The 19,404-nt window shown below is 58.8% G+C and carries 17 protein-coding genes and 4 pseudogenes; 16 read left to right on the top strand and 5 right to left on the bottom strand.

The genetic code is table 11. From position 1 onward, the window contains the following. Positions 1-8 precede the first annotated feature (8 nt). On the top strand, positions 9-929 hold the full coding sequence (locus AC0L7S_RS20095; protein ID WP_473474491.1) for a LysR substrate-binding domain-containing protein: 921 nt from the start codon (positions 9-11) through the stop codon (positions 927-929). A 40-nt stretch (positions 930-969) separates the two neighbouring features. On the opposite strand, the gene cueR (AC0L7S_RS20090) is transcribed toward AC0L7S_RS20095, so the two are convergent. The 3 genes from cueR (AC0L7S_RS20090) to AC0L7S_RS20080 all read right to left on the bottom strand — a co-directional run bounded on the left by cueR (AC0L7S_RS20090) (position 970) and on the right by AC0L7S_RS20080 (position 5,169). Further along, the gene (gene cueR, locus AC0L7S_RS20090; RefSeq protein WP_473474490.1) at positions 970-1,476 is read right to left on the bottom strand and encodes a Cu(I)-responsive transcriptional regulator; all 507 of its coding nucleotides are present in this window, start codon (positions 1,474-1,476) and stop codon (positions 970-972) included. Beyond that, the gene (locus AC0L7S_RS20085; protein WP_473474489.1) at positions 1,473-2,501 is read right to left on the bottom strand and encodes a 2Fe-2S iron-sulfur cluster-binding protein; all 1,029 of its coding nucleotides are present in this window, start codon (positions 2,499-2,501) and stop codon (positions 1,473-1,475) included. The genes cueR (AC0L7S_RS20090) and AC0L7S_RS20085 overlap by 4 nt, the downstream gene beginning before the upstream one ends. A 118-nt stretch (positions 2,502-2,619) precedes the next feature. Beyond that, positions 2,620-5,169, bottom strand: a complete 2,550-nt coding sequence (locus tag AC0L7S_RS20080; protein ID WP_473474488.1) for a heavy metal translocating P-type ATPase — start codon at positions 5,167-5,169, stop codon at positions 2,620-2,622. A gap of 156 nt (positions 5,170-5,325) precedes the next feature. Between AC0L7S_RS20080 and AC0L7S_RS20075 the strand changes: the two genes are divergently transcribed. Beyond that, on the top strand, positions 5,326-5,529 hold the full coding sequence (locus AC0L7S_RS20075; RefSeq protein WP_473474487.1) for a heavy-metal-associated domain-containing protein: 204 nt from the start codon (positions 5,326-5,328) through the stop codon (positions 5,527-5,529). Positions 5,530-5,681: 152 nt separating this feature from the next. Here AC0L7S_RS20075 and AC0L7S_RS20070 read toward each other — a convergent pair whose 3' ends face one another. After that, positions 5,682-5,849, bottom strand: a complete 168-nt coding sequence (locus AC0L7S_RS20070; protein WP_473474486.1) for a hypothetical protein — start codon at positions 5,847-5,849, stop codon at positions 5,682-5,684. 10 nt (positions 5,850-5,859) lie between these two features. Beyond that, positions 5,860-6,930 (bottom strand): acyltransferase family protein, encoded by a 1,071-nt coding sequence (locus tag AC0L7S_RS20065; RefSeq protein WP_473474485.1) that lies wholly within the window; start codon positions 6,928-6,930, stop codon positions 5,860-5,862. 549 nt (positions 6,931-7,479) lie between these two features. Here AC0L7S_RS20065 and AC0L7S_RS20060 point away from each other — a divergent pair. The 14 genes and pseudogenes from AC0L7S_RS20060 to AC0L7S_RS19995 all read left to right on the top strand — a co-directional run bounded on the left by AC0L7S_RS20060 (position 7,480) and on the right by AC0L7S_RS19995 (position 19,391). Then, on the top strand, positions 7,480-8,085 hold the full coding sequence (locus AC0L7S_RS20060; RefSeq protein WP_473474484.1) for a YdcF family protein: 606 nt from the start codon (positions 7,480-7,482) through the stop codon (positions 8,083-8,085). Positions 8,086-8,167: 82 nt separating this feature from the next. After that, positions 8,168-8,837: pseudogene (locus tag AC0L7S_RS20055) on the top strand (DUF4396 domain-containing protein); the annotation flags it as partial. A gap of 195 nt (positions 8,838-9,032) precedes the next feature. After that, a pseudogene (locus AC0L7S_RS20050) lies at positions 9,033-9,908 on the top strand (Tn3 family transposase); the annotation flags it as partial. Positions 9,909-10,009: 101 nt separating this feature from the next. Next, positions 10,010-10,285, top strand: a complete 276-nt coding sequence (locus AC0L7S_RS20045) for a metal-sensing transcriptional repressor (protein WP_473474483.1) — start codon at positions 10,010-10,012, stop codon at positions 10,283-10,285. Continuing rightward, the gene (locus AC0L7S_RS20040) at positions 10,285-11,607 is read left to right on the top strand and encodes an MFS transporter (protein WP_473474482.1); all 1,323 of its coding nucleotides are present in this window, start codon (positions 10,285-10,287) and stop codon (positions 11,605-11,607) included. The genes AC0L7S_RS20045 and AC0L7S_RS20040 overlap by 1 nt, the downstream gene beginning before the upstream one ends. Positions 11,608-11,630: 23 nt before the next feature. Continuing rightward, complete coding sequence (locus AC0L7S_RS20035) at positions 11,631-12,071, top strand: YqaA family protein (protein ID WP_473474481.1); 441 nt, start codon at positions 11,631-11,633, stop codon at positions 12,069-12,071. Between the two features lie 5 nt (positions 12,072-12,076). Further along, a pseudogene (locus tag AC0L7S_RS20030) lies at positions 12,077-12,250 on the top strand (ABC transporter permease); the annotation flags it as partial. A 397-nt stretch (positions 12,251-12,647) separates the two neighbouring features. Further along, positions 12,648-13,049 (top strand): Cu(I)-responsive transcriptional regulator, encoded by a 402-nt coding sequence (gene cueR / locus AC0L7S_RS20025; RefSeq protein ID WP_473474480.1) that lies wholly within the window; start codon positions 12,648-12,650, stop codon positions 13,047-13,049. A gap of 38 nt (positions 13,050-13,087) precedes the next feature. Further along, a complete protein-coding gene (locus tag AC0L7S_RS20020; RefSeq protein ID WP_473474479.1) occupies positions 13,088-13,597 on the top strand; it encodes a cytochrome c in 510 nt (169 codons plus the stop codon). Positions 13,598-13,719: 122 nt separating this feature from the next. Next, complete coding sequence (locus AC0L7S_RS20015) at positions 13,720-15,609, top strand: multicopper oxidase domain-containing protein (protein WP_473474478.1); 1,890 nt, start codon at positions 13,720-13,722, stop codon at positions 15,607-15,609. Positions 15,610-15,829: 220 nt separating this feature from the next. Beyond that, positions 15,830-16,255: a hypothetical protein gene (locus tag AC0L7S_RS20010; protein ID WP_473474477.1), complete on the top strand. Its 426-nt coding sequence runs from the start codon at positions 15,830-15,832 to the stop codon at positions 16,253-16,255. Between the two features lie 82 nt (positions 16,256-16,337). Continuing rightward, on the top strand, positions 16,338-16,571 hold the full coding sequence (locus AC0L7S_RS20005; RefSeq protein WP_473474476.1) for a hypothetical protein: 234 nt from the start codon (positions 16,338-16,340) through the stop codon (positions 16,569-16,571). Further along, positions 16,568-18,016, top strand: a complete 1,449-nt coding sequence (locus AC0L7S_RS20000; RefSeq protein ID WP_473474475.1) for a TolC family protein — start codon at positions 16,568-16,570, stop codon at positions 18,014-18,016. The genes AC0L7S_RS20005 and AC0L7S_RS20000 overlap by 4 nt, the downstream gene beginning before the upstream one ends. Positions 18,017-18,033: 17 nt before the next feature. Further along, a pseudogene (locus AC0L7S_RS19995) lies at positions 18,034-19,391 on the top strand (multicopper oxidase family protein). The last annotated feature ends 13 nt before the right edge of the window (positions 19,392-19,404 follow it).

Raw genomic sequence — 19,404 nt, 5'->3', positions numbered from 1 at the left:
ATGAGGCTGTGAATTTTCGCCAGATTGAAGCGTTCCGCGCTGTTATGATGTGCGGCACCGCGAGCCGTGCCGCCGAAATGTTGCGGATTTCCCAGCCGGCCGTCAGCCGCCATATCGCCGAACTTGAAGCCTCGGCCCGGCTTGCGCTGTTCGAGCGGTTGAAAGGACGACTGAAACCGACTGCGGAGGGCCGGGCCTTCTTCGAGGAGGTCGAGCGGGCCTACACCGGTGTGGAGCGGCTGCGCTTCGCCGCTGAAAACATCAGGAGCTTTATTGGCGCGCGCCTGCGTATTGTCAGCATGCCGGCGCTCGGCCATGCCTTTCTGCCACGGGTGATCGGCAGGTTCGCCCGCGAATTTCCCGACGCTTCGGTTCTGCTGCAGGTGCGAAGTTCGGAAATTGTCCGGGAGGAGATCGCGGCGGGCAATTACGACCTCGGCTTTGCCGCCGACGAGATCAACGCCGCCGGTGTCGAGGTCCGCCCCTTCGCCAGTCCGGACGCGCTTTGTCTGATGCCGCTTGGCCACCGGCTGGCGGGAAACGACACGGTGAAGCCGGCTGATCTTGACGGGGAGCGTTTCGTGACACTGGCAACCCAGGACGCCGCACGGGGGCGATTCGACCGGATTTTCTCCGAAGCCGGCGTGCGGCCGAAAATCGTCAGCGAAACGCAATATTCCCTGACGGTCTGCAATCTCGTTCGCAATGGTGTCGGCATTGCGCTGGTCAATCCGTTCTCTTTCGACGGGCTGGACCTTACGGGTATGACGCTTGTACGGTTCCGGCCGCCGGTGCAGTTTCGTTCGCTTCTGGTGCTGCCGCCCAATCCGTCCCGCTCACGACTGACGGACGCTTTCCTGCGAATGGCCGAAATCGAGCGTGACCGGCAGGCAGCCACGTGGATGCAGCGACGGCCCGCAACGATGTAAAGGCCGGCGCCCAACCGAGCCCCGCGCTCCCGTGCGCGCATCACCGGCCTTGTGACCGTTGACTGACCGTCTTCGGCGCCCGTGCGCGCCCCGGTTTCACAGGGTCTATGCCGCCCGGGCCGAAGCGGGGCGGCTCGATCATCGGCGTGTCCGTCTCGATCGCATCGGCGAGGTCTTCGAGGATCGGGCATTCCGGACGGTCGTCGCCGTGGCAATTCTCCGCAAGATGCCGCAGCGTTCGGCTCATCTCGCGAAGATTTTCCGCCTTGCGTTCCAATTCTTGAACATGCTGGAGCGCGATGCGCTTGACGTCGGCGCTCGCCCGATCGCGCTCACGCCACAGCGCCAGAAGTTCGACCATCCTTTCAACCGAAAATCCGAGATCGCGAGCGCGGCGGATGAACCGCAGGGTATTCAGGTCCTTCTCGCTGTAATCGCGATAACCCGAAGGCGTACGCGGCGCCAGGGCGATTAGCCCTGTCGACTCATAATACCGGATCATCTTGGTCGACACGCCGGACGACCTGGCAGCATCTCCGATATTCATCGTGCATTCTCCGTGGCGTTGGTTTCTTCGGGCGTGAAGAACACATCGACATGCATGTCTTCCTCGCGCAGTCCGCGCTCCATGAGAAGCGGGCCTGCCGCGTCGATCATGGCGGGCGGTCCGGCCATGTAAACCTTCCAGTCGTCCATGTCCGCAACATCCGCCGCGACCGCGTCGGTAACGAAACCCGATGCGAACTTCGAGGGGACGTCTCCCGACAGGACCGGCTTGAACGACAGGTTTCGATACTCCCGGGTCATCTGTTCGAAGTAATCCACCAGATAGAGATCCCTGGATCGGCGAACCCCGAAATAGACGTGGATCGGCTGCTTCATGCCGTTTGTAACTGCGGTTCCGATGATGGATTTGATGGGCGCCAGACCGGAACCGCCGGCGATCGCCAGAATCGGTCCGGTATGGCGCTCGCGCAGGAAGGAACTGCCGAATGGTCCCCGGATCGTGACGGGCGCCCCGGTGGCGAGCGCGGTGGCGACGCGGCTGCTGGCCGCGCCGCCGGGAACGTGGCGGATATGGAATTCCAGTTCCGGGCTGCCTGGCATGTTGGCCATCGAATAGTCCCGTGTCGGCGCCTCGGGAAACGTCACCCGCGCGTACTGGCCGGCGGTGAAGTCCATCACGGCTCCGTCATCGGGCATCAGGCGCACCCGCTTGATATCGTGCGTGACATTTTCCAGTGCGACGACACGCGCCTGAAGGGTTGTGACCGGATGGTCGGCGGTCTCCTCATCCTTGCCGAGCCAGGAGACGCGCGCATCGCTCAATGGTTGTGCACGGCATGCCAGGATGATGCCCTCGCTGCGTTCTGCGTCGGAAAGGGCGAAAGGCGTGTGCGGCAGCAGATCGACATCGCCGGACAGAAGCCGTGATTTGCACGAGCCGCAGCGACCCGAACGGCATCCGTGCGGATAGGCGATGCCCTGTTCCAGCGCGACCTCCAGGATGGTCCGGCCCGCCGGAACGTCAATGGCGCGGTTCGCCTGGCGAATTTCGACCGTTCTTGTCATGGGTTTCCTCTTCTGGCCGCCTCGGCGATGCCGACGGTTTCGCCGTCGGGTTTCATGGTTTGGTCGTTCCGATTGTTGAGGGACGGCGGGTCCGCTGAAACGATCTCGACCGATGGTTTCACTGCGCCGCGACGAGCTGGCCGCGTTGGGTCTGCACGACGTCGGCATTTGCATCGATCGGCGCGCGGAAGGTCTTGAGCCGCAGGGCGTTGCCGAGCACGAAGACGCTGGAAACGGCCATAGCGCCGGCTGCGAAAACCGGCGACAACAGCAGCCCATAGGCCGGATAAAGGGCGCCGGCGGCGACCGGGATCAGAACCGTGTTGTAGGCGAAGGCCCAAAACAGGTTCTGCTGGATGTTGCGGATCGTCGCCTGAGAGAGGGCGATGGCGTTGGCGACGCCGCGCAGATCACCCGACATCAGCACCACGTCGGCGCTCTCAATGGCAATATCCGTGCCGGTGCCTATGGCAAGGCCGACATCGGCCTCGGCAAGCGCCGGCGCGTCGTTGATGCCGTCGCCGACGAAGGCGACGCCGCGCCCGCCGGTCCTGAGCCGCTTGATCGCCTCGACCTTGCCGGCAGGCAGCACCTCGGCCACCACCTCGTCGATTCCGAGCCGACTGGCGATCGCTTCGGCTGTGCGGCGGTTGTCGCCGGTGATCATCGCAACTTTCAAGCCGAGTTCGTGCAGCGCCTTGATCGCGTCGGGCGACGATCCCTTGAGCGGATCGGCGACGGCAATGATTGCGGCGAGCTTGCCGTCGATGACGGCGTAGAGCGGGCTTTTGCCCTCATCGCCCATGCGTTCGGCGTCCGCCCGGAAGGGCGCGACATCGAGACCGAGCTTCATCAGCAGCCGGTCCGCGCCAACGTGGATCTTGCGGCCACCGACATCCGCTTCAACGCCGAAGCCGGGCATAGCCTCGAAGCCGCCGGCCTCGGCGAGCAGCAAGCCTTCCTTCCTGGCAGCCTCGACGATGGCCTCGGCGATCGGATGTTCCGAACGCGTTTCGGCGGCCGCGACCAGCGCCAGCACCTGATCGCGGTCGAAACCTTGCGTGACCACAAGATCGGTCAGTTCGGGGCGACCCTTGGTCAGCGTGCCGGTCTTGTCGAGCGCGATCACCTGTGCGCCGCGCAGTGTCTGCAGGGCCTCGCCCTTGCGAAACAGGACGCCGAGTTCGGCGGCCCGGCCGGTGCCCACCATGATGGACGTCGGTGTGGCGAGCCCCATGGCGCAGGGGCAGGCGATGATCAATACCGCCACGGCATTGACCAGCGCGAATGTCAACGTCGGCGTCGGACCGAAGATGAGCCAGACAAGGAAAGTGGCGGTCGCGACCGCCATGACGGCCGGCACGAACCAGGTCGTAACTTTGTCGACCATCGCCTGAATCGGCAGTTTGGAGCCCTGCGCCTGTTCCACCATGCGAATGATCTGGGCAAGCACCGTGTCGGTGCCGACCTTGGTTGCGCGAAATGTAAACGATCCGATCTTGTTGATGGTGCCGCCGACGACCTCGGCGCCGGTGCCCTTTTGCACGGGAACCGGTTCGCCGGAGATCATCGATTCATCGACGAAGGACGACCCCTCGACGACCTCGCCGTCCACCGCGATCTTGTCGCCGGGGCGAACCAGCACGATGTCGCCCGCTTGAACCTCGCCGAGTGGCACCTCCACCATCTCGCCGTCACGCATGATGCGTGCGGTTTTCGGTTGCAGGCCCACCAGACGCCGGATCGCCTCGGAGGTGCGGCCCTTGGCGCGCGCCTCCAGGAAGCGGCCGAGCAGGATCAGCGTGACGATGACAGCCGCCGCTTCGTAATAGACATTGGCGGTGCCGGCCGGCAGCACCTGCGGCGCAAAGGTGGCGACCACGGAATAGCCCCAGGCGGCGGCCGTGCCGAGAGCGACGAGCGAGTTCATGTCGGGGGCGGCGCGCATCAGCGCCGGCACGCCTTTTTTGTAGAAGCGAAGCCCGGGCCCGAAAAGCACAATGCTGGCAAGCACGAATTGCAGATACCAGCTCTGCCGCACGCCGATCGTCGTCATGACCGCATCGTGGATCGCCGGAACGAGATGCGAGCCCATTTCCAGAACGAAGACCGGAAGGGTGAGGGCGGCTGCCAGAAACAGCGCGCTGCGTAAGCCGCGCGCCTCCTTCTCGCGGCCCTCCGCTTCGCGGTCGCCGGTCAGGCCGTTTATGCGGCGTGCTTCATAGCCCGCCTTGCCAACCGCATTCTCCAGATCACCGATCCCCGCAACGCCCGCGACAAACCCCACGGTCGCCTTCTCGGTCGCCAGATTGACGGAAACGTCGGTGACGCCGGGCACGGCTTTCAGCGCCTTCTCGATGCGGCCGATGCAGGAGGCGCACGACATGCCTTCGATCGCCAGTTCCGCCGTATCGGTCACGGCCTGATAGCCCGCATTCTCGATCGCCGCGACAATCGCCAGCGGGTTGGCTGTATCGGAAAACACGACATCGGCGCGCTCTGTCGCCAGGTTCACATTCGCTTCGGCGACGCCCGGCACAGCGCGAATGGATTTTTCGACCCTGCCGACGCAGGACGCGCAACTCATGCCCTCAATGCGAATACTGGTTGCGGATTGCCCGTCGCGACTGCGGGAGTCTTGCCTGTTCAACGTTGTTGCAGTTCCCATGAAAGGGCTCCTTGATTTCAGTATCGGACCAAGATGCGGCTTCCAACAATGGGAAGGTCAAGAGGGGAGACTAAAAAAACTGGCGTCAAAATCAGGCTTGACCTTGCTACCGTTGGAAGCCGCATCTTGCGATCATCGAAAAAAGGAGATCGAGACATGCATAAATATAAGGTGCCCGAAATGAGCTGCGGCCACTGCGCTGGCGTCGTTGAAAAAGCAGTCAAGAGCGTCGATCCGCAGGCCAGGATATCGGTCGACCTCAATGTCCGGGAGGTCGCGGTGGAAACCGCGGTAGCCGAGGGACGGGTTGCCGACGCCATCCGCTCGGCCGGCTATGAGAACGAGCGGATAGCCGGCTAGGTTGTCCACCTTCGATAGTTCTCGATTGCCGTGAAATGACAAACGGCAGAGGTGGCCAGCTCACATGTTCAGGCACGGATCAAACCGTTGCCCGCGCGCGCGTTCCAGGGTTCGAACGAGCGCAGCCGCCTCTGCCGTCAGGTTCAGGACGTTCAATTTGTGAACATACCAACCGGAGCAACAGTCTTGCCGCTGCTTCGATGGCGTAGGTTCGGCTTGGTATTCAGATGTGCGGGAAGCCCACGATAGGCGATGCAGGCAGCAAGTCCCGCGATCGAGACACCCGCCTTGGCGTGGCAGATGGTTGCGAGACGCGCCATAGTCGCCTGTTCATTTTGCAGCATTCAACCCCGGTGTGTGAGCCTCATAGTGGACCAGTGAATAATCCGATCGTGCGATGCGCGCCCAATTCGGCCGTTCAAACAGGAAAGTTCCGATGCCGGTGCGCTTGACCAGCCCGAAAACGACAACAGGACTGGCGACCGAAACAACGAGAACCGCGAAGCTGAGTGTTCCGGTGTCGGTGATCAGACCGCTCCACAAAGCCAATCCGCGGAAGATCGACATGGGTATGGTGAATGCGACGTAGACGACAAGCGAATGCTCGCCAAGCCAGCGGAGCCACTCCATGGACGAAAGCCGCACAAGCAACGCCCCCATGACGCAAAGCGCCACGGCGCCGGCGATTGCGAGAACAAGATGCAGTGGCGGGAATGCGGCCAATCCCATCCGGGTCGCTGAAGGACCAACCAAAAATCCCGGCGAAAAGACGAGCAATCCATTCACCAGCGCCCAGACAATCAATCCCGCGATGGAGAGGCCGCTATGGCGCTGCGCCCATTCGACAAGCCGGAACACTGATGGCGCCATTGCGTAGCCGACATAGAAGAAAACGAAATAGGCGGCGAACTGAGTGACGATGTAACTAACCGACTCGGCACCGGACATCTGCAATATGGCTGCCGCCAAAATGACCGCCGCATGGGGTATTTTCAATTGCCACGCCAATTTGGCGGCAAGCCCGAATATTCCCAGCATGTAGATGAACCACAACACGCCATACGGTGCGACAACCGACATGGCGATATCATGCAGCATCTTCAGCGGGTCCCGGTTGAAGATGCCGATTTTCAGGCCAATCATGATGATTGCCCACAAAAAATAGAAATAGAAATAGTGCACGATCCGGCGATCGGCATAGCGCTGCCACGGCCGGCTGATGACGCGCGACAGAAAAAGCCCCGAGATCAGAAAAAACTCGGGCATGCGAAACGGCGTCGCGAAACCGATAACGTAATGCAGGAACCCGGTTTCGCCGGTGTATTCGCCGGTGTTATAGGCCGAATACATCATGACAACGAGGATGATCGAAAGCCCTTTTGCCATGTCGACCCAAGGCATTCGCTCCGGGTTACGCATACACAAATCTCCCGGCCATCGGCGTTGTTTTGTCAGTGCGGCCTATCGTTGTGTATATGCAATAGCTGGCGGACCATTTCTTTTGGGTTAAGCCGATAGCCGTGCGAGGGCGTTCGTCTTCAATATTCATGTCGTGGTAAACAAGGTCTGACCCGCAGATCATTTTCAAAACCGCCCCTTGCCCTGCCCGCTCCACATTTGTAAATCAGCAATTGATCACATGGTCGCTTCGCCAGGGCGGCAAGGGGCGCGAGACCGGGTATTCACATCGACAGTGGATATAGGTTCGGGCGATTGGCATGATACAATCGGCGCCGGGCTGAATCGCTCCGGCATGGGGGACCAGGTGTTTTTCATTTTTCAAAACTTGTTCAAACGGCTCTTCTGCCCTCCAACCTAATTGCGCTGCTCGGCGGCCTTGGCCTTCTCGCCCTGATATTCAGGAGTCGAAAATTCGCGCTGACCCTGCTGGTTCTGTCATGCCTGCTATTGATGATTGCGGGCTGGACGCCGGCCGGTCCGGCTTTGATCATGGCGCTCGAAGATCGGTTTCCGCCCGCGGACCTGCCGGCGGAAATTACAGGAATCGTGATGCTTGGCGGGGCGGTGGATACACACATCACCGAGGATCGCGGCATCGTCGCGCTCAACGATAATGCCGAGCGCGTTGTCGCCGTCGTCGATTTGGCGCGGCGTTATCCGCAAGCGCGTATTCTGCTATCCGGAGGCAGCGCCCATCTCATCATCGGGCAAGGGCAAACGGAATCGGAAGCCGCGCGCCGCCTGCTCGTCGAGCTTGGCGTGCCTCAAGATCGCATCGAGATGGAAAACCGGTCCCGCACCACCTTTGAAAATGCCGTCAACAGCGTGGCGGTTGCCAAACCTGAGCCGGGGCAGACATGGCTTCTGATCACCTCCGCCTACAATATGCCGCGGGCGATGGCCTCGTTTCGGGCGGCCGATTTTCCAATTGTGCCCTATCCCACGGATTTCCGCACGCGGCCGGCCGATTTGCGCCGTCCGGTAGGCTCAATTGCAGGCGGATTGGCTCAGATTGACATGGCCGCGCATGAGTGGCTCGGATTGCTTGGCTATCGCCTGACCGGGAAAACAAAGCAATTCCTGCCGGGCCCTTAGCGCGCCGGCCGCATCTGGCAGGGAACACAGCGCCGGGTTACGCCGTTGCCTAAGGATCATCCATGTTGGGAAAGATTTTCGCATGTTTGTCCAGCCGATCGACTACCTGCTGGCGGTATGGTTTGTCGTCGCCGGGCTGAGCACCGCCTATGTCGCCTGGGACCAGTTCCGCAACAATCCCGAACCGGCGGTGATGAAGTGGGGGTTCGTACTCATCACGCTTTATCTCGGGCCGGTGGGATTGGTCCTTTACGTGCTTGCCGACAAGGAACCGCGACCGGGGACTCACGAGGAATAAATCAGGCCGCTTTGGAAACAGGGCATCGGCAGCACCATCCATTGCATCGCCGGCGATGCAACGGGCATCATCCTTGCCGCCGCGATCACTGCCGTATTGGGCCTGCCGATGTGGGTCGACATCATCGTCGAGTACATCGCCGGATTCTCGCTCGGGCTTTTTATCTACCAGGCCTTGTTCATGAAGAACATGATGGGCGGAACCTATTCGGAAAACGTCCGTAACTCGTTCATGCCCGAGTTCATCAGCATGAACGCGATGATGGCCGGGATGGCGCCGGTCATGGCTATCCTCATGATGGGACGCGACATGCGCGCCATGTGGCCTGGTGAATTTCTGTTCTGGGGCGTTATGGCGTTGGGCATCGGCGTTGGTTTCGCTGCCGCCTATCCATTCAATGTGTGGATGGTGTCCGAACGCATGAAGCACGGTCTCATGACTGTGCGCCCGGATGCCGAATCCGGCGACGCATCTTCAAAATCCGAGACCGGCGGCGACTACGCGCATTCGCACGCAGGCCATGACGACAACAACGAAAAACAAAACGGTGGGAACGCAGATAGCGGGCATGATTCCGGTCTGTCTCCAGCTTTTGCGCCGACCCGCACCCAGATCGCCGCGATGGCATCGTTTACAACACTCATGCTTGTCGCGGGGTTCGCCTAACCCCGGCACCAAATTTTATCGCTTCACCTCCGACCAGTATGGCGCGTTCCATATCATTGCCATGAACGCCAATGCGAGCGAGGCCATCTACGTTCTCGACGGTCTGCTGTATCATGGCAGCGATCTCGCTATCGAAACCCATTATGTCGATACCGGCGGGGTTAGCGACATGAGTTTCGGTCTTTGCCATCTTGTCGGGTTCCAGCTTGTGCCCCGGTTGCGTGGCCTCAAGGATCGTTGGCTCTATCTATTCCCTGGCGACACGCCTCCCGAAAACCTCGCACCGCTCGTCGGCGAACCCATCAACGTCGAACGGATCAAGGCAAACTGGAATGACATCCTGCGTCTCGTTACCACGATCCGTTCCGGCTAGGTGCGGCCTTCAACCTTGCTGGCGAAACTGTCCGCATTCCCGCGCCAAAACGGACTGGCGCTCGCCTTGCGCGACATCGGACGCATCAATCGATCCATCTTCCTGCCGCAATGGTGGCAGAACCCGGAAATGCGCAGGAACGCCACTGCCGGCCTCAACAAGAGCGACGCCCAGAACACTTTGGCCCGGGCGCTGTTCTTCAATCGTCTCGGAGAACTGCGGAATAGAACATTCGAGAGCCAGTTCTACAGGGCGTCCGGACTGAACCTGCTCATCAACGCCATCGTCTACTGGAATACACTCTATCTCGAACAGACTTTCGCCGAGCTCAATCGCGAAGGCATTGCCACGCCGACCGACGTGATCAAGCACATCACGCCGCTCGGATGGCAGCATATCAGCCTCACCGGCGATTACATCTGGACCCCGACTGACAGTCTCGACCTCAGGCCGCTTCGGCGCGAGACGTCCATCCTAGCTGCTTGATCACCATATGTTCTTAAATGTCGGACAGATTCACCACTTTCGTGTCGTGACGCCATAATACGAATTTGACAGTATCCCTTGGGGGAGGATAGGATCGAATCATGTTCGAACACCGCCACTCCACCCATCCCGACGTTGTCAAGCGCCTCAAGCGCGCTGAAGGGCACCTACGCAGCGTCATCGCGATGATCGAGGGCGGCAAACCCTGCCTCGACATCGCACAACAGCTTCATGCGGTGGAGAAGGCGGTTGCGCAGGCCAAACGCACGCTGATCCACGATCATCTCGAACACTGCCTTGAAGAGACAATCGGACCCCTGCCGCTGGAAAAACGCGGTTCGGTCGACGAATTCAAGGCGATCGCAAAGTACCTCTGATGCTCGCCGTCCTAGCAAACCGCACCTACCGCCACCTGTTCGCCGCGCAGGTGATCGCGCTCCTCGGCACCGGGCTGCTGACCGTAGCACTAGGTCTGCTCGCGTTCGAACTCGCCGGCGAGAGTGCCGGAGCCGTTCTCGGGACCGCGCTCGCCATCAAGATGATTGCCTATGTTGGCGTCGCGCCTGTCGCTTCTGCCTTCGCGGAGCGCGTGCCACGCCGGGCCATGCTGGTGACGCTTGATCTCGTGCGGGCGGGCGTGGCGCTGTTCCTGCCCTTTGTCACAGAGATTTGGCAGATCTACATCCTGATCTTCGTGCTGCAGTCGGCATCCGCCGCTTTTACCCCGACCTTCCAGGCGACGATCCCGGACGTCCTGCCAGGCGAAAAGGAATATACCCGAGCCCTTTCGCTCTCCCGGTTGGCCTACGATCTCGAAAGCGTAGTCAGCCCGATCCTGGCAGCCGCGCTCTTGACAGTCATTTCCTTCCACAACCTGTTCGCCGGAACGGTCATCGGCTTCATTGTCTCGGCGACGTTGGTCGTCTCAGTCGTCTTACCGAGCCCGAAGCCCACCAAGCCGCGCGGTATCTATGACCGGACCACGCGCGGCATCCGCATCTATCTCGCCACACCGCGATTGCGTGGTCTGCTGGCGATCAACTTGGCAGTCGCGGCGGCTGGGGCCCCGGTTATCGTCAACACCGTTGTCTACGTGCAAGGGGTCTTCGGCCTCGACCCGAGCGACACTGCACTGGCTTTGGCAGCCTTCGGTGCAGGCTCCATGCTGGTCGCACTGGTGCTGCCCCGGTTACTCGACGCCATCCCCGACCGGACGGCGATGCTTGCTGGTGCGTCTGCCCTGGCAATCGCGACGATTGCCGCCGCAGCGATCCCTTCCTATGGATGGCTGCTGCCGCTCTGGATCGCGATCGGCGCAGGCTACTCGATGGCACAGACGCCGTCGGGACGGCTACTGCGACGCTCCGCGCATGCGGAAGATCGCCCGGCGCTGTTCGCCGCACAGTTCGCTTTTTCGCATGCATGCTGGCTCCTAACCTATCCGCTTGCAGGGTGGGCGGGAGCGACAATCGGACTTCCGGCAACGTCCGTTGTCCTGGCGTTGATCGCAGGGGCTGCCGTGGCCCTCGCCGCATGGCTGTGGCCCGCAACCGACCCAGAGGTAGTCAAGCATTCACATGACGGGTTGCCCGCCAGCCATCCGCACTTGAACGAGGGCGTCGCCGGCGGCCGGAACAGGCATCATGCCCACGCTTACGTGATCGACGACCTCCACGTCGTATGGCCGCATGCGCAGTGAGGCCACCTGGACGGGCCGTTGCCATGGATGACATCGCCATTCTCGGTGGTCTGTTCGCCATCGCCTTTGTTGCCGCGACGATCCTTCCAGCCCAGTCGGAAGCTGCCCTGGTCGGTCTCCTCGTCGCAGGAACGCAGTCGCCCGTCCTGCTTGTCACGGTCGCCAGCCTCGGCAACGTTCTCGGTGCGGTCGTCAATTGGGCGCTCGGGCGCGGCGTCGAGCGTTATCGCGACCGGAATTGGTTCCCGGTGAGTCAATTCTCACTCGACCGGGCGACGCGGTGGTATCGGAAGTGGGGACGCTGGATCTTGCTCCTTTCGTGGGCGCCCATTGGCGGGGATGCGCTGACCGTCGCCGCCGGCGTTCTCCGAGAGCCGCTCTGGAGCTTCGTCGTCCTCGTCACGATCGCCAAGACGTCGCGCTACATCATACTCGCATTCGCCACGCTGGGCATCATCGCATGATGAGCCTGTTCCAGGACATCGTCGCTATCCAGCGCGAGATCTACCTCGCCTTCGCCGACCGGATTGGTGACTTCACGAAGACCGGGGACTGGACGTTGCTCGCGGCCTACCTGCCGATGGGGATCCTTTTTGGCGCGGTGCATGCGCTGACGCCTGGACACAGCAAGGCGGTATCCGCTGGACTCAATGTTCGCGAAGCCGCCGCGCGCGTGAAAATCGGGAAGACTGCGCTCTACGAAGCCCTCAAAGTCGAAAAATCAGCCGCATCCAACGTCAAACCGGCGTAAGTTCTTCATACGTTCTCAAAAGTCGGACAGATCCACCACTTTCGTGTCGTGACGCCCTTCCGCTGGCCTTTGGCTGGTCGTGATCGTAGATCGTCCATATCCGACCTCAATCAAGAGGGACGCATCGGTTACTCGTCAGCGCGTCAAATGAGCATATATGCCCATGTTTCTGATGCGCATGACCCAAAAAACGCTTGACGTTCCAGTAACTGGAATCCCTACGTTGATCAAAACTCTGCACATGAGCGCTTACCACAGTGGCATCCATACTGTTTTTAGGAGTCTTTGGATGAATATTGGAGCAGCTTCCCGGAAGTCAGGCATCCCGACAAAAACCATCCGCTATTATGAAGATATAGGACTGGTTACAGCCGATCGAGCAGAAAACGGCTATCGAGACTATTCGATCACGGATGTGCATCGTCTTCGGTTCATGAAACGAGCACGTAGTCTCGGTTTCTCGGTGGCTGAATGCCGCCAATTGCTTTCTCTTTATGGTGACAAAGAGCGTGAAAGCTCGGACGTCAAATCGTTGGCCGAAACAAAGCTGGGTGAGATCAATTGCAAGATTGCAGAGTTGAAGGGACTTCGCGATGTTCTTACGCATCTCGTTCACCATTGTCATGGAGACGAGCGTCCCGATTGCCCCATACTTGACGATCTCGCAAGCAATGATGAAACGCTACAGTGAAGGCTGGGCTATCACCCACCGCGCTTTTCGCGATTGTCGTGAGCGTCGGTTTCGCAGCGGCAGCCACGAACCAACTCGTTGCACATCGGCAAGATGGAATGAAGCAGATGGCCGAGGCGGCCAAAATGATCGCTTTGATGTTCGATGGCAGACTTGAATTCGATCGGATCAGCTTCAAGCACGCGGCGGAAACCGTTCGACGAAATTCCGGCTCGACGCTTGTCGATCTGTTCCCCTCGAACACGCTTGGTGCACCTTCGGGTGCAAAACACAATATTGATGATGCGAAGAGCGAGTTCGCGGAGATAGCCCAACATCTGAACGAAGTGTCCGCGGCTATCTCCAAGGCCGCAGATGCCGCCCCTGACCGAATAGATGACACGATGCGGATGCTGCCCGGCACCATGGCTGGCAACAGTCTTCTCGGTAAGCGCAAAGATGCGCCGGTCGATACCGACTTGAGCAAGATTCCGGCAGAACATCTCCTGCATCTGATGCTACAGGATTGTACAAGTTGCCATGCGAAATTTCGCGCCAAGTCACCGTAATCCGGGAGCGGAATGGCGGGACTAAACATTCTAACCGTCGCGAGGGCACTTTAACTTTTGGCACGTCGGAACTGCATATGGAGATGGTTGTTGAAGTTCAGTGAACTGAAAGGATTGCGACGATGTTTGTTCAGCCCATCGATTATATTCTTGCTGTGTGGTTCATCTTTGCCGGATTGAGCACAGCGTATGTGGCCTGGGATCAATTTCGCAATAATCCCGAGCCGCCGGTAATGAAATGGGGGTTCATACTAGTCACCCTATATCTTGGGCCGGTTGGACTGCTGCTTTATGTGCTGGCGGACAAGGAACCAAGACCCGGTACACATGAGGAATTCATCAAACCCCTGTGGAAGCAGGGATTGGGAAGTACCATTCACTGCATTGCAGGTGACGCCACGGGTATCATCATCGCCGCTGCGATAACAGCGATCTTGGGGATGCCCATGTGGGTGGACATTATCGTGGAATATATTGCCGGTTTCGCGCTCGGATTGTTCATTTTCCAATCGCTGTTCATGAAGAACATGATGGGTGGGAGCTACTGGCAGAATGTTCGCAAATCATTCTTGCCGGAATTCATAAGCATGAACGCGATGATGGCGGGTATGGCTCCGGTCATGGCCGTCTTGATGATGGGCCGCGACATGCGCGCGATGTGGCCGGGCGAATTTCTGTTCTGGGGTGTGATGGCGCTCGGTATCGGCGTCGGCTTTGCCGTCGCCTACCCGTTCAATATATGGATGGTTTCAAAGGGCATGAAGCATGGGTTGATGACCGATCGTGGCAAGCAGTCGGCGTCCCAACATGATGACAGCACAAAGGATGAAGAAGACAATCCGCATGCCCAGCACGCAAATGGTCATTCGAGCGCCAAGCATGGAGCGAGTGCCTTGCCAGCGGCGTTCGCGCCGACATACACACAGGTTGCGGCAATGGCATGTTTTACGACGTTGATGTTGGTAGGTGGGTTTGCCTACCCCTTTACTCGGGTCAATATGACGCTTGGTGCACACGATGTCGGCGGCGTTATCATGCCTCCGGGTATGATCATGGATTTTGATACGCCCGGTGAGGCCATGCGCGACATGGCCGCTGTCGATCCCCGGCAAGTATCCTACACTGCTAAAGCAGATGAGATTGGCGGGCGTGTGCTCGAACCCCGCATTGAAGATGGCGTGAAGGTTTTTGACCTCGAAGCCTCTGTTATTCGCTGGGAGATATTGCCCGGCGAGACTGTGGAGGCGCTGGCATTCAACGGACAGGTGCCGGGCCCGACCATTCGGGTGACGCAAGGAGATAAAATTCGGGTCAATGTGAAAAACAGCCTGCCGGAGAGCACCACCGTTCACTGGCACGGCCTGATAGTGCCCAACGAAATGGATGGTCCGGCAAACATCACACAGGACCCCATTCAACCTGGGGAGACCTATTCTTATGAATATCAGGTGGATCAATTCGGTACTTATTTTTATCACTCGCACGATCATGTCGACCGGCAGCAGTCGTTGGGTCTCTATGGTGCGCTTATCATCGATCCGAGCAGTCCCGACGATGAACTCGATGCCGATCTTGAATACACTGTCCAGCTTCAGGAATGGCTGAAAAGGGAATGGCTTACCTATCCGGCAATGCCAATGGAGGGTGCTTTCCCGAACTTCTTTACGATCAATGGCAAATCCTTCCCCGCGACGGAAACCATTCGAATGAAACTGGGCGAGACGCTGAAGGTCCGTTTTGTGGGCTCGCATTCGATGGCGATCCACCCAATGCATATCCACGGAGGACCTTTCCAGGTTGTTGCGGTGGATGGCGAGACATTGCCTGATAGCGCCCGCTATTTGGCCGACACGGTCAATGTCGGTCCTGGTCAGCGTTACGATGTTCTTTGGCAAGCCCGACGACCCGGGAAATGGCTGATTCACTGTCACATTCCACATCACACCACCAACAATAATGTCGAGATGGACGGCGGTGGGGGTTTGATGCTGGTAATCGAAGTCTCAGAATAACGGGAATATTCTGAGACCAAGGGATGATGGAACACGCGGCGGAAGCGCAACGCTATAAATTGAGAGCAGTCTGAATGTGTGAACTCTATTGTCAGCGCTTTGCTGGAAGTGAGCGAAACGGCAATTGGTGCATCACGTCGCGATCACTTTCTGTTGCGATGCAATATAGTGTGTCTCTGTCGCTTGACAAATTGGACGAACAGTTGTTTCTCGGCCACCCATGAAAAATATCGGACAGATGAAGCTGGCAAATGTTGCGCTTTTTCGCGCAACGCTAATGCTTGCCTTTCTCATCCTGTCTTCACTCCAGCCAAATTTGGCAACGAAAGCCAACGCTGCGACCTATCATGGCGCCATGATGATGGATGCGGGTTCGGTGTCTGATGGATCTCAGGCCGGTTCAATGCACCTTCACACGAAACAGAGCGTTGCTGACGAGCGCGGCCCGACAAGCAAACATGATCATCATGGCAAGTCACTTGCGGACCAGGAGTGCGAGGTTCACTGTGCGCCGCTGACCGCAGTTGCAGTGGAATGCCCGTTCATTCGACAACCTAAAGTCAGGTGTTATTCGCCATCCGTCGCTTCTGCGTCTTTTGATGGCGAATATGCCGAATTTGCCAGGCCTCCCAGACATCTGAACTGATAGCGCACCTTTGAGGTGCGGCGCGCCGCGTCCGGCTTCTGGCCGCGCGGGTCCACGCTTATGTCAAGTTCAGGAACTTTCAATGAAAATCCCATCGTTCGTGGTGCTTGTGGCTCTGCCTTTGGCCGGGTGCGCGGTAACAGCACCGCCAGGCATTCTTCCGGCTTTCGATCCCTCCGATCCCACATTGGGCATCAAAAAGACGCACTATCACCCGGTTATCGTTGACTACAGCCACCGCGATCCCGTCGATCCGCAAGATTGGCGACGGCTTAATAACGACCTGTCTCCGGCCAAAGGGGAGGTCGGATCATGACGTCGCCTCTTGGAAAGATGCTCGCTGTATCAGCAATTACCGTTTTTGCTGCGGGCTGCGCGACGACCTCAACAGAAGGCGTCTCGGACGCGATGGCGGGGTTCACAACCGTGGCTGCCCGGACATCATCGGTGACTGGCAAACAGCCCGTGTGGGTACAATCTGGTGCCGAGGCCAGAACGCTTTCTGAGCACGTGCAGAAACTGGTGCGCAACAAGACGGTTGGACCCGATGTTGCGGTTCAGGTGGCGCTTCTCAATAATAAAGGCCTTCAGGCCGCATATGCCGATATCGGCCTGTCGGCGGCTGACGTCTGGCAACAATCCATGCTCATTAACCCGACTGTTTCGATCGGGCTGATCGGCGTCGATCCGATTAGATCGGTCGAGAGTGCGGTCGTCAGCAATATTCTGGCGGCGATCACGCGGTCGCAGCGTGTGGCGGTCGCGCAAACACGGTTCCGGCAGGCACAATTGCGGGCCGCTGAGGAAACATTGCGACTTGCGGCCGACACGCGACGCGCATGGATCAATGCGGTATCCGCCTGGGAGACCGTTTCATATCTCAACCGTGCGCAGGTCGCTGCCGATGCCGCATCCGAACTTGCTCAGAAACTCGGCGAGACGGGCGCATTCACCAAGACCGGCCAGGCGCGCGAGCATGTCTTTTATGCCGAACTTGCCGGGCAGACTGCCGAAGCGAGACTGGCAGCACGCGTTGCCAAGGAGGATCTGACCCGCCTCATGGGGCTATGGGGCGGTGACATCGACTATCGAATACCAAATGCACTGCCGACGATCCCGAAAGGCGTTTCGACCAAACGCGTGATCGAGACCGAAGCGTTGAAGAACCGTGTTGATCTTGAGATTGCACGGCTCGATCTCGAAGCCCTGGCGCAGTCCTATGGGCTGACCGAAACGACCCGCTACCTGACTGATCTCGAATTGATATCCGGCGTCGAGGTCGAGCGTGAGAAAGACGAGGACGGGACGGCAACCACCGTTTCACCGACCCTGGAACTGGAGTTCGTGATCCCGATTTTCGATACAGGAAAGGCACGGATGCGAGAGGCTGAACTTGCCTATATGCGTGGCGCAAACCTGCTTGCCGAAAAGGCGGTAAACATCCGTTCCGAGGCTCGATCGAGCTATGATGCCTATCGGTCGACCTATGACATTGCGCGCCACTATCGCAACAATGTCGTTCCGTTGCGGACCAAGATCGAGGATGAGTCAGTACTCACCTACAACGGTATGATCACCAACACCTTCGAATTGCTCGCTGACACGCGGGCGAAGGTGAATTCGATCATGCTTTCACTCAACGCCAAACGCCAATTCTGGCTCGCCAACGTCAATCTTGGAACGGCGATTCATGGTGGTGGCACGTCATCTTCTGCCAACGACAGCGCAATGTCTGTTGCGGATGAAGGTGGCGGACATTGAACCCCAGGAGACGTGAAATGATAACAAGACGGCAAATTCTTGGCGGTGGAGCTTTACTGGCTGGTGCAACCGCCTGGACGAAAACCTCGGCTATGGGCCTTCCCGATGCACCGGCGATGGAATCGCCGGACATGCAACCACCGATTTTTCCGACAAGTGGACCGGATTATCAACCGGTCGCGACACTAAACGGTTGGACACTACCGCACCGAATGATCGGCGATGTGAAGGAGTTTCATCTCGTGGCGGAGGCGGTTGAGCGTGAGATGGCACCTGGAATGACCGCCTACCTTTGGGGTTACAATGGACAGTCGCCAGGGCCGACCATCGAAGCGGTCGAAGGTGACAGGGTTCGAATATTTGTCACCAACAAACTGCCGGAGCATACGACCGTTCACTGGCACGGAATGATCCTTCCGTGTGGCATGGACGGTGTAACCGGATTGACACAACCCGGTATCCCCCCGGGAAGACATTCGTCTACGAGTTCGATCTCGTCAAAAGCGGCACCTTCATGTACCACCCTCACGCCGACGAGATGGTGCAAATGGCGATGGGTATGATGGGAATGTTCATCATCCATCCAAAAGATCCTGCGTTCATGCGTGCCGATCGCGATTTCGTCTTCATGCTCAATGCCTATGATATCGAGCCGGGGTCATATGTCCCCAAGGTCATGGAAATGACCGACTTCAACCTCTGGTGCTGGAACAGCCGGATATTTCCGGCAATCAGCCCGCTTGTGGTTGGCAAGAACGACAAGGTGCGCGTCCGTGTCGGCAATCTGACCATGACCAATCATCCGATTCACATGCATGGCTACGATTTTGAAGTGACCTGCACGGATGGAGGCTGGACCAGGCCCGAGGCACGCTGGCCTGAAGTGTCGGTAGACATTCCGGTCGGGGCTATGCGTGCTTATGATTTTGAAGCGAAATACGAAGGCGACTGGGCCGTCCATTGCCATAAATCGCATCACACCATGAATGCGATGGGCCATGACGTTCCTACGTTCATCGGCGTCGACAAGACGCAGATCACAAAAAAGATCAGACGAGTTCAGCCGGAATACATGCCGATGGGCAACCGTGGCATGGCTGACATGGGGGAGATGGAAATGCCGCTCCCCGACAATACGATCAAGATGATGGATGGTTGGGGGCAATTCGGGGCCATCGAGATGGGCTCGATGTTCTCGGTCGTGAAGGTTCGCGAGGGCCTTTCGGCGAATGATTACGCTGATCCGGGGTGGTATCAGCATCCGAAGGGAACGGTGGCCTATGAATGGACCGGCGACGTTCCCGCCCCAGCAAAATCAGGCGACGCAAAAATGATGGCTCCGGCAAACCCGCACGGCAGTCACAAACAGGGATAATTTTCACCCCACA

The sequence above is a fragment of the Mesorhizobium sp. G2-6-1 genome (assembly GCF_055809095.1).
The sequence above is the reverse complement of the archived record's forward strand: the minus strand, read 5'-3'. Positions and strand labels throughout refer to the sequence as shown.

Bases quoted from the DNA above. Each gene is read 5' to 3' on its own strand.
- cueR (WP_473474490.1), bottom strand. From the start codon at position 1,476: ATGAATATCGGAGATGCTGCCAGGTCGTCCGGCGTGTCGACCAAGATG.
- AC0L7S_RS20085 (WP_473474489.1), bottom strand. From the start codon at position 2,501: ATGACAAGAACGGTCGAAATTCGCCAGGCGAACCGCGCCATTGACGTT.
- AC0L7S_RS20080 (WP_473474488.1), bottom strand. From the start codon at position 5,169: ATGGGAACTGCAACAACGTTGAACAGGCAAGACTCCCGCAGTCGCGAC.
- AC0L7S_RS20075 (WP_473474487.1), top strand. From the start codon at position 5,326: ATGCATAAATATAAGGTGCCCGAAATGAGCTGCGGCCACTGCGCTGGC.
- AC0L7S_RS20070 (WP_473474486.1), bottom strand. From the start codon at position 5,849: ATGGCGCGTCTCGCAACCATCTGCCACGCCAAGGCGGGTGTCTCGATC.
- AC0L7S_RS20065 (WP_473474485.1), bottom strand. From the start codon at position 6,930: ATGCCTTGGGTCGACATGGCAAAAGGGCTTTCGATCATCCTCGTTGTC.
- AC0L7S_RS20060 (WP_473474484.1), top strand. From the start codon at position 7,480: ATGGCGCTCGAAGATCGGTTTCCGCCCGCGGACCTGCCGGCGGAAATT.
- AC0L7S_RS20045 (WP_473474483.1), top strand. From the start codon at position 10,010: ATGTTCGAACACCGCCACTCCACCCATCCCGACGTTGTCAAGCGCCTC.
- AC0L7S_RS20040 (WP_473474482.1), top strand. From the start codon at position 10,285: ATGCTCGCCGTCCTAGCAAACCGCACCTACCGCCACCTGTTCGCCGCG.
- AC0L7S_RS20035 (WP_473474481.1), top strand. From the start codon at position 11,631: ATGGATGACATCGCCATTCTCGGTGGTCTGTTCGCCATCGCCTTTGTT.
- cueR (WP_473474480.1), top strand. From the start codon at position 12,648: ATGAATATTGGAGCAGCTTCCCGGAAGTCAGGCATCCCGACAAAAACC.
- AC0L7S_RS20015 (WP_473474478.1), top strand. From the start codon at position 13,720: ATGTTTGTTCAGCCCATCGATTATATTCTTGCTGTGTGGTTCATCTTT.
- AC0L7S_RS20010 (WP_473474477.1), top strand. From the start codon at position 15,830: ATGAAAAATATCGGACAGATGAAGCTGGCAAATGTTGCGCTTTTTCGC.
- AC0L7S_RS20005 (WP_473474476.1), top strand. From the start codon at position 16,338: ATGAAAATCCCATCGTTCGTGGTGCTTGTGGCTCTGCCTTTGGCCGGG.
- AC0L7S_RS20000 (WP_473474475.1), top strand. From the start codon at position 16,568: ATGACGTCGCCTCTTGGAAAGATGCTCGCTGTATCAGCAATTACCGTT.